This window comes from Nitrosomonas sp. (assembly GCF_022842015.1).
GTDB lineage: Bacteria > Pseudomonadota > Gammaproteobacteria > Burkholderiales > Nitrosomonadaceae > Nitrosomonas.
The window spans coordinates 21,069-30,350 of the sequence record NZ_JALHQJ010000039.1; the positions used below are offsets into that span (position 1 = coordinate 21,069).

General features: G+C 40.9%; 11 protein-coding genes and 1 tRNA gene. All 12 read right to left on the reverse strand.

The features are described 5' to 3' along the window. Window positions 1–6: 6 nt before the first annotated feature. Window positions 7–1,284: an NADH-quinone oxidoreductase subunit NuoF gene (gene nuoF / locus Q0C11_RS08825; protein ID WP_293007186.1), complete on the reverse strand. Its 1,278-nt coding sequence runs from the start codon at window positions 1,282–1,284 to the stop codon at window positions 7–9. Further along, on the reverse strand, window positions 1,281–1,757 hold the full coding sequence (nuoE, locus tag Q0C11_RS08830) for an NADH-quinone oxidoreductase subunit NuoE (RefSeq protein ID WP_293007187.1): 477 nt from the start codon (window positions 1,755–1,757) through the stop codon (window positions 1,281–1,283). Before nuoE ends, nuoF begins: the two co-directional genes overlap by 4 nt. A 2-nt stretch (window positions 1,758–1,759) precedes the next feature. Then, a complete protein-coding gene (locus tag Q0C11_RS08835) occupies window positions 1,760–3,013 on the reverse strand; it encodes an NADH-quinone oxidoreductase subunit D (RefSeq protein WP_293007188.1) in 1,254 nt (417 codons plus the stop codon). 53 nt (window positions 3,014–3,066) lie between these two features. Then, window positions 3,067–3,687 (reverse strand): NADH-quinone oxidoreductase subunit C, encoded by a 621-nt coding sequence (locus Q0C11_RS08840; RefSeq protein ID WP_293007189.1) that lies wholly within the window; start codon window positions 3,685–3,687, stop codon window positions 3,067–3,069. Between the two features lie 9 nt (window positions 3,688–3,696). Continuing rightward, window positions 3,697–4,173, reverse strand: a complete 477-nt coding sequence (locus tag Q0C11_RS08845) for an NADH-quinone oxidoreductase subunit B family protein (protein ID WP_090319159.1) — start codon at window positions 4,171–4,173, stop codon at window positions 3,697–3,699. A gap of 4 nt (window positions 4,174–4,177) precedes the next feature. Further along, window positions 4,178–4,534 carry an NADH-quinone oxidoreductase subunit A gene (locus tag Q0C11_RS08850; protein WP_293007190.1) on the reverse strand — a complete coding sequence of 119 codons (357 nt, stop codon included), beginning with the start codon at window positions 4,532–4,534 and terminating at the stop codon, window positions 4,178–4,180. 45 nt (window positions 4,535–4,579) lie between these two features. Then, window positions 4,580–4,664, reverse strand: a tRNA-Leu gene (locus Q0C11_RS08855). 56 nt (window positions 4,665–4,720) lie between these two features. Beyond that, window positions 4,721–5,104: a preprotein translocase subunit SecG gene (gene secG / locus Q0C11_RS08860; protein ID WP_293007191.1), complete on the reverse strand. Its 384-nt coding sequence runs from the start codon at window positions 5,102–5,104 to the stop codon at window positions 4,721–4,723. A gap of 18 nt (window positions 5,105–5,122) precedes the next feature. Beyond that, the gene (gene tpiA / locus Q0C11_RS08865) at window positions 5,123–5,878 is read right to left on the reverse strand and encodes a triose-phosphate isomerase (RefSeq protein ID WP_293007192.1); all 756 of its coding nucleotides are present in this window, start codon (window positions 5,876–5,878) and stop codon (window positions 5,123–5,125) included. Window positions 5,879–6,117: 239 nt separating this feature from the next. Then, window positions 6,118–6,912 (reverse strand): phosphate ABC transporter ATP-binding protein PstB, encoded by a 795-nt coding sequence (pstB, locus tag Q0C11_RS08870; RefSeq protein ID WP_293007195.1) that lies wholly within the window; start codon window positions 6,910–6,912, stop codon window positions 6,118–6,120. Window positions 6,913–6,919: 7 nt separating this feature from the next. Continuing rightward, window positions 6,920–7,846 carry a phosphate ABC transporter permease PstA gene (gene pstA / locus Q0C11_RS08875; RefSeq protein WP_293007193.1) on the reverse strand — a complete coding sequence of 309 codons (927 nt, stop codon included), beginning with the start codon at window positions 7,844–7,846 and terminating at the stop codon, window positions 6,920–6,922. A gap of 88 nt (window positions 7,847–7,934) precedes the next feature. Then, window positions 7,935–8,867: a phosphate ABC transporter permease subunit PstC gene (pstC, locus tag Q0C11_RS08880; protein WP_292920398.1), complete on the reverse strand. Its 933-nt coding sequence runs from the start codon at window positions 8,865–8,867 to the stop codon at window positions 7,935–7,937. Between the last annotated feature and the right edge of the window lie 415 nt (window positions 8,868–9,282).

The following is a 9,282-nucleotide window of genomic DNA, read 5'->3' on the forward strand; positions in this document are numbered from 1 at the left end:
TAATAATTAAACCATACATTTCTTATGTTCTATATGGTGAACAAATTCGTCACGAAAATGTTGAATCATTGCACGTACTGGCATAGCTGCAGCATCACCCAAGGCGCAAATTGTCCTCCCCTGTATGTTGTCAGCGATATTATCCAGAAGATCAAGATCTTCTGGTCGTCCTTTACCATGCTCAATACGATTAACAATACGATAAAGCCAGCCGGTGCCCTCTCGACAAGGTGTACATTGTCCGCAGGATTCTTCATAGTAAAAATAAGACAGGCGTTCCAGTGCCCTTACCATACAAGTCGTTTCATCCATGATGATAACAGCACCTGAACCAAGCATCGATCCAGCTTTGGCGATGGAATCATAGTCCATATCTGTTTGCATCATGATATCACCAGGCAATACTGGCATTGATGATCCACCAGGAATACATCCTTTCAGTTTTCGTCCTCCGCGCATGCCGCCGGCCAACTCCAATAACTTCGCAAAGGATGTACCGAGTGGTACTTCATAATTTCCTGGTTTATTAATATGGCCTGATACTGAAAATATTTTTGTACCACCGTTATTGGGCTTGCCAAGTTGCAGATATTTCTCTCCACTGTTACGAATTATCCAAGGAACTGAAGCAAATGTTTCTGTATTATTTATGGTAGTTGGCTTTCCATAAAGACCATAATTAGCAGGAAAAGGCGGCTTAAAACGCGGCTGGCCTTTCTTACCTTCTATGGATTCGAGCAATGCAGTCTCTTCTCCACAGATATAAGCACCATATCCATGGTGATTATATAGTTGGAAACTAAATGATGAGCCCAGAATATTATCTCCGAGATAACCAGCCACTCGTGCTTCTTCCACAGCTTCTTCCATTCGCTCGTATGTTTCCCATATCTCCCCATGGATATAGTTATAGCCTGCTTTTACGCCCATCGCGTATGCTGCTATTATCATACCTTCAATCAGAATGTGCGGGTTATATCGTAAAATATCACGATCTTTAAAAGTTCCTGGCTCTCCTTCGTCTGAATTACAAACGATATACTTGTCACCTTCATAGCCTTTAGGCATGAAGCTCCATTTCAGTCCTGTGGGAAACCCAGCTCCACCGCGCCCACGAAGCGCAGATTTCTTAACCTCTTCTATGACTTCTTCAGGAGTTATTTTTTTTGTTAATATTTTTCTTAGCGCGGCATATCCTTCACGTTTTTCATAGCTTCTAAGGCGCCAATTCTCAGAGTCAGATGGATAGACTCCATTCATTAAAGTCTGCGGATACTGATTCATTCGCCCAGTTCCTCCAGCAATTTATCGATCATTTCTTCAGACATAAAGCTACACATACGTTTATTATTCACCAATAATACCGGTGCATCTCCACAAGCGCCAAAACACTCACCTTCTTTTAGAGTAAATTTACCATCTGGTGTTGTTTGATTAAATCCAATGCCTAATTTTTGTTTTAAATATTTCGCGCTATCAGTGCTACCCGATAAAGCACAAGGTAAATTTGTACATATCGTTATTTTGCACTTACCTGCTGGCTCCAGATTGTACATATTATAAAAAGTGGCTACCTCATAAACCGCGATTGGCGGCATACCCAAATATTCAGCGACAAAATTCATTGTCTCATTGGCTAACCAGCCTTTTTCTTCTTGCGCGATTGCGAGTGCTGACATAACAGCTGATTGTTTCCGGTCGACCGGATATTTAGCGATCTCACGATCTATTCTTTTAAGAGATTCAGCACTTAACATTGTTATCTATCTATCTCACCAAATACTATATCTTGCGTACCAATAATTGCGACTACATCTGAAATCATGTGCCCTCTGGACATTTCATCTAAGGCAGCCAAATGCGCAAAACCGGGCGCGCGTATTTTCAGTCGATATGGTTTATTGGCGCCGTTAGATACCAGATATATACCGAATTCACCTTTGGGATGCTCAACCGCAACATAAGCCTCACCCGGAGGCACATGGAAACCCTCTGTAAACAACTTAAAATGATGAATCATTTCTTCCATATTTTGCTTCATCTCGACTCGAGATGGCGGCGCAACTTTATGATTATCAGTAATAATCGGACCTTGGTTCTTACGCAACCAATCGACACATTGCTTAATAATGCGATTTGATTGACGAAACTCTTCCATACGTATCAAATATCGATCATAACAATCGCCATTTACGCCAATAGGTATGTCGAAATCAAGACGATCGTAAACCTCATAAGGTTGTTTCTTCCTTAAATCCCATTCCACACCAGATCCGCGCAACATTGGACCAGTAAATCCTAATGCTTTAGCACGCTCAGGAGAGACAACACCAATATCAACCAAACGCTGCTTCCAGATCCTATTATCCGTCAACAAAGTCTCATATTCATCGACATAGATTGGAAAGCGATTGGTAAAATCCTCAATAAAATCTAATAAAGAACCTTCTCTATTTTCATTCCGTACACGAGTCTGTTTTTCGCTATGTATTATTGAAGACTGGTACTTAGGCATGGAATCTGGCAAATCGCGGTACACCCCGCCAGGACGATAATAAGCAGCATGCATGCGAGCACCTGATACTGCCTCATAGCAATCCATCAAATCTTCTCTTTCGCGAAAAGCATACAAAAACATCGTCATAGCACCAACATCAAGCGCATGTGCACCAATCCAAAGCAAATGATTTAGAATACGAGTAATTTCATCAAACATTACGCGGATATATTGCGCTCTAATGGGCACTTCAATTTGCAACAACTTCTCTATGGCCATCACATAAGCATGTTCGTTGACCATCATGGAAACATAGTCTAACCGATCCATATAAGGGACTGATTGAATATATGTTTTATTTTCTGCCAATTTCTCAGTCGCACGATGCAACAAACCAATATGCGGATCTGCACGCCGAACAACTTCTCCGTCTAATTCCAGAACCAACCGAAGCACACCGTGAGCTGCCGGGTGCTGCGGTCCGAAATTCAAAGTGTAATTACGTATTTCAGCCATAAGTTACTTTTTTCTTGAAAACTCTTTAAAAAACACAATTCAAGATGATATTCTCAGGACTCACTATCCCCATAGTGTTCCTCACGTATCACGAGCGGTGTTATCTCTCTCGGCTCTATACTAACGGGTTGATAAATCACGCGCTTCTGCTGTTCATCATAGCGCATCTCTACATGGCCAGTTATAGGAAAATCCTTACGAAAGGGATTTCCTATAAACCCATAATCAGTCAATATACGACGCAAATCTGGGTGATCGGAAAAAACAATGCCATATAGATCAAATGCCTCCCGCTCGAACCAGTTAGCAGCGGGCCATACTTCGGTAACTGAATGTACCATAGGAAACTCATTATTCTCAGCAAAAACCCGGACACGTAACCTCTGATTTCGCTCAACTGATAGCAAATGATAAATTACTGCAAAGCGCCTATTTCTTAAATCGCACTTGATGGATAGACCATCACCATAAGTTAAATAATCTATCCCACACAAATCGATCAATGTATCGAACATAAGTGCCGAGTTATCCCGCAGTATTTTGCTTACATTCAGAACATCTTCGGCGTTTATTACGATAGTTAATTCATTTTTCTGCACCTGCAGATTAATCAACTTATTCTCTAGAGCACTCCGTAGTGCTGCAGCAAGAACTTCATATTGTGTAGTTAACATACTGATGATTTAGCGAGCGATTGTGTTAGTACGATTAATTTTATTCTGCAACTGAATGATCCCATACAACAAAGCTTCTGCTGTTGGCGGGCAACCAGGCACATATATATCAACCGGCACTATACGATCACATCCACGAACTACCGAGTAAGAATAATGATAGTAACCACCACCATTCGCACATGATCCCATGGATATCACCCATCGGGGTTCTGCCATTTGATCATAGACCTTACGTAAAGCAGGTGCCATTTTATTACATAATGTCCCGGCAACAATCATGACATCCGACTGCCGTGGACTTGGACGAAACACTATCCCAAAACGATCAAGATCATAACGGGAGGCCCCAGTTTCCATCATTTCAACCGCACAACATGCGAGTCCAAAGGTCATCGGCCACATGGAACCAGTTCGTCCCCAATTAATAATTGAATCCAGGCTAGTGGTAACAAAGCCTTTTTCAAGCGTCCCTTCTATACTCATAACATTAATCCCACTCTAAAGCACCTTTCATCCACTCGTAAATAAATCCCACCACCAAGATGCTTAGAAAAACCATCATAGCCAGAAATCCAAACAACCCAATTTCATCCAGCACAATGGCCCACGGAAATAGGAATGCGATCTCCAGATCAAATAAAATAAATAAAATTGCTACCAAATAGTATCGCACATCAAACTTCATTCGCGCATCTTCAAAAGCTTCGAACCCACACTCATAAGGCGAAAGTTTTTCACTATCTGGATTGCTAGGCGCGAGCAACCAACCGCAAAGCATAGGCACAACCCCTACTAAAAAACCAACAATAAGAAATAATAATATCGAAAAATAGTTTTCAAGCATTGTAAATTTATACGCCAGAATTTAAATAGAATCACTAATTACACATGGTGCCGACGGCGAGACTCGAACTCGCACAGCTTTCGCCACCGCCCCCTCAAGACGGCGTGTCTACCAATTCCACCACGTCGGCGGCAAAACTATGCTCTATCTCATCATTAAGCTTCTACACTAATTTCATCGTAGAAGTTACTCAGGTATTTTGTTAACTATTGAGCTGCTCTCAGTCTCTGGTATATTATAATCACGCTCTGAAACAGATGTTCCATCTACTTCCATCTCTGCAGCATTCTTAGATTCTTCAACACCATCCATGATACTCATTACACTTCCACTTGAAGTTTGATTCATCGAGAAATAAGTTAAACTCAGACTTGTGATAAAAAACATTGCTGCAACAAAGCTCGTAGCACGACTCAAGAAAGTAGCTGATCCACTTGCACCAAACAAACTGCCTGCTGAACCACTGCCAAATGCAGCTCCCATATCTGCGCCTTTACCATGCTGCAATAATACCAAAACTATCAATAAAATCGCTAGCGAAACATGTGCGGTCCAAACCAAGATTTCCAACGTTATACTCCAAAAAATTTAATGACGTAATGCACGGCAAATTGCGATGAAATCATTTGCAATAAGCGAAGCACCTCCTATTAAGCCACCATCAATATCAGGCATAGCAAATAGTTCAGATGCATTATTGCCTTTAACGCTGCCTCCGTAGAGAACAGTCAACTGATTCGCCACGTTCAAATTCTGCTTAGCTATTCCTTCCCTTATAAATGCATGCACATCTTGCGCCTGTTCTGGCGATGCAGTCTTACCTGTACCAATAGCCCATACTGGCTCATAAGCAACAACTGCTTTGTTAAGTGTCTCAATTCCTGCCAAATTAATGACCGACATTAATTGTTGCTCTATGACTTGCTCAGTAATCTTAGCCTCACGTTGCTCCATTGTCTCTCCAACACATAAAATCGGAGTTATCCCGGCATTTTGAGCTGCGACGTATTTTTCCGCAACCACGTGATTGTCTTCACCAAACAGCATTCTTCTTTCTGAGTGCCCAACAATAACATATTGACACTGAAAATCACTCAACATGGATGCTGAAATTTCTCCTGTATACGCACCCTTTTCATACTGACTCACGTTCTGAGCACCCAATGCTATTTTCGTATTCTGTAATTGGCTTTGTACAGACGGCAGATAGAGGTAAGGCACACAAACTGCCACAAGATCTTCACCCAATCCATTTAATTCAGCAATTACCGCATCAAGCAACTGTTTATTATCAACTAAATTACCGTGCATCTTCCAGTTACCAGCAACCATCTTTTTACGCATCTTACTTCCAGCTCCAACTTTCCAAAATGGGCGATGCTACCCTTGATTCTTTATCAAGTCAATTTTGTGCATCAATAGCGCCCCTCATTAATACATTTTTACGTTTTACGCACACTTTTACACTGATACAGCAAAACCAACTTTATCACCTATATACTTATCTCGACAATTATCTATAAGCTTCCTTTTAATTTATGCCTATTGAAAGTCAAGATTAATTATTTAGAGAATGCCGCCCATTAACCGAAACGGCCGGTAATATAATCTTCGGTTTGCTTATTCTTAGGCTTAATAAATATTGTATCTGTCACATTAAACTCGATTAACTCGCCTAGATACATATAAGCAGTGTAGTCTGAGACTCTCGCTGCTTGCTGCATATTATGAGTCACTATAAGTATAGTCACTTTAGCCTTTAAATCGGTAATCAACTCTTCAATACTAGCCGTCGCTATCGGATCAAGGGCAGAAGTCGGCTCGTCAAATAGTAAAATCTCAGGATCCGTTGCTAATGCACGCGCAATGCAAAGTCTCTGTTGCTGCCCTCCTGAAAGATTAAAAGCAAGTTCATGTAAACGATCTTTAACTTCATCCCACAACGCTGAATTACGCAAAGCTATCTCCACTTTTTCATCCAGAATTGCCCGTTGTTTAATCCCTCTCACGCGCAACCCATACGCTACATTTTCATAAATTGATTTAGGAAATGGATTAGGTTTCTGAAATACCATGCTTATCCTCATCCGCACTTCGATCGGGTCAACATTCGACGCTAAAATATTCACATCATCGGGATGCAAAATTATTTCGCCATCATAGCGATTACCCGGATACAAATCATGCATGCGATTAAAGCACCTCAAAAATGTCGATTTGCCACACCCAGATGGCCCAATTAGAGCTGTAATCTTCTTATCATGCAACACCATATCAATATTCTTGAGTGCATTAAATGCACCATAATGAAAACTGAGATTCTTTACTTCAGATTTATACTGAGCATATGCCGCAATTTCTTTCTGATCTATCTGCATTATTTCTTTACCACTTAATATTTTTCCGCATTCTGTAGCGTAAATAAATTGCCAAGCCATTCATAGCGAGCGTCATAACGACCAAGACTAATCCCGCTGCAGCCGCATTCAACTGAAAAGCTTCTTCAGGTCGAGACACCCAGTTAAACATTTGTATTGGCATTACAGTAAAAGGAGCAGTGAGCCATTCAAATGACATAAATGGAAATTCATCTTTTACTGGAGATGGGGGCAAGAAGGCGATAAACGTCAATGCTCCAATAGTGATAATTGGAGCTGTTTCACCAATCGCTCGAGCCAATCCTATGATAATTCCTGTTAAAATTCCTGCTGATGAGTATGGCAACAAATGATCCGAGACTGTTTGCCACTTGGTTGCGCCCAATGCATAAGCTGCTTCTCGTATTGTAACGGGAATTGATCGTATCGCCTCTCGTGTAGCCACAATAACAACGGGTAGAATCAATAACGCCAAAGCTAATCCTGCTGCCAAAACACTCTGCCCAAAACCTAATTGATACACAAACAATCCTAATGCAAGCAAACCATATATAATCGACGGAACCCCCGCCAAGTTGGTGACATTAATCTCGATGATCTCGGTCAGAAAATTCCGAGGAGCATATTCTTCTAGGTATATACCTGATCCTATTCCCAATGGTACCGCAGCCACTGCCGTTACAAGCATGACCAAAGTAGTGCCAACCCAAGCAGATAAAATTCCGGCAGACTCTGGATGTCGTGATGGAAATGATGTAAAAAATGCCCAAGATAAGCGAGGCAAACCATCAATTAGCATATGTGCAAATAAGGCCATAAAGGTCATTATCGCGATCATTAACGCAACTATGCCAGTTATCATAAAAATCAAATCCCATCTTTTATGAAGGATAATGATTCTTCTAATTTCTTTGAGGCTCTTTACACTTCTCATTGCATGATTCCACAAGCAAACATCTTAAGGAACTATTGATATAACTCTTATCAGTCAAAATGCTAACATCCACATTGCTTCTGATCCATCAATAAATTTCCCGATAACGTTTGCGCAATAAATGTCCAATGATATTGAATACAAGTGTTATTAACAGCAAAGTCAATCCAGCAGCAAATATTGTCTGATAACCGATACTTCCATGCGGCAAATCTCCCAAACTAACTTGAACAATATAAGCTGTGATTGTCGCTGCGGGCTCCATTGGATTCCATGTTAAATTCGGTTGCATTCCTGCAGCAATTGCCACTACCATTGTTTCGCCAACGGCGCGCGATATCCCCAAAATATATGCAGCAGCTATACCAGAAAATGCTGCTGGCATAACTACACGAATTGCTGTCTGAAAACGCGTGGCGCCCATGGCGTAGGAGCCCTCTCGCAGATTCATTGGAACCGCGCGCATAGCATCCTCAGTCATTGAGCTCACATATGGGATGATCATTATTCCCATTACTAATCCAGCAGATAGTAAATTAAAGCCTGGCAATTCCGGAAAAATTATTTGCAATAATGGAGTTACAAATAATAATGCGAAATATCCGTAGACAACGGTTGGAACGCCACCTAATAACTCTAAAAAAGGTTTTGCAATTTCGCGCACCGTAAATGGCGCAAATTCGGAAAGATATATGGCAATTATGGTACCCATAGGGAGCGCAACCAGTAACGCAATCAAAGAACTAACTAGTGTTCCAGAGATTAGCGGCAATATCCCGTAGTGAGCATCATCAAATAGCGGCGTCCACTGCGTATCCGTTAAAAAATCCCAAATAGATACTTGACGAAAAAAAACTATCGATTCCTTTAAAAGCATAGCGATGATTGCAAGCATAATTGCAACCGAAAGAATTGCTGACAAGAATAAAAAAGTTTCTATAAACCTTTCATGCAAATGCCGTCGAAAACTATATCCGAGTTTTCCAGCATACACCAATTTATTTTGTGACTCTTCTGCCACAGTGAAGCCCTTCTATAAGTTGAAGCATTATAGTAAGAGAGTTGTTAACTGATGAACAAAATTCAACTATTAATCAGAGTTAATCTGTAGCTAGCATTGATTTACTTCAGAACAATTTTATTAATGCAAATCACTTTACAAAGCACAGTTGCTTTTATGATTTCTAATAAAACCACCAGAATATAACCCTTTCTCTTTGAGATATTTTTAAAAGCTTTGCACTCTGGAGATTGTCAGCTCCAGAGCTTGGTCACCTACAAACAAAAATGCAGCAAGAAACGAATTATTCATCCTCGTCCTCGTCATCATCATCACTACCATTATCTTCGCCTTCTTCTTCCTCATCGTCCTCATCATCTTCATCATCGTCGTAATCGTCGTCGTCATCCTCCGGCTTTAACACCATCTTGCCCGC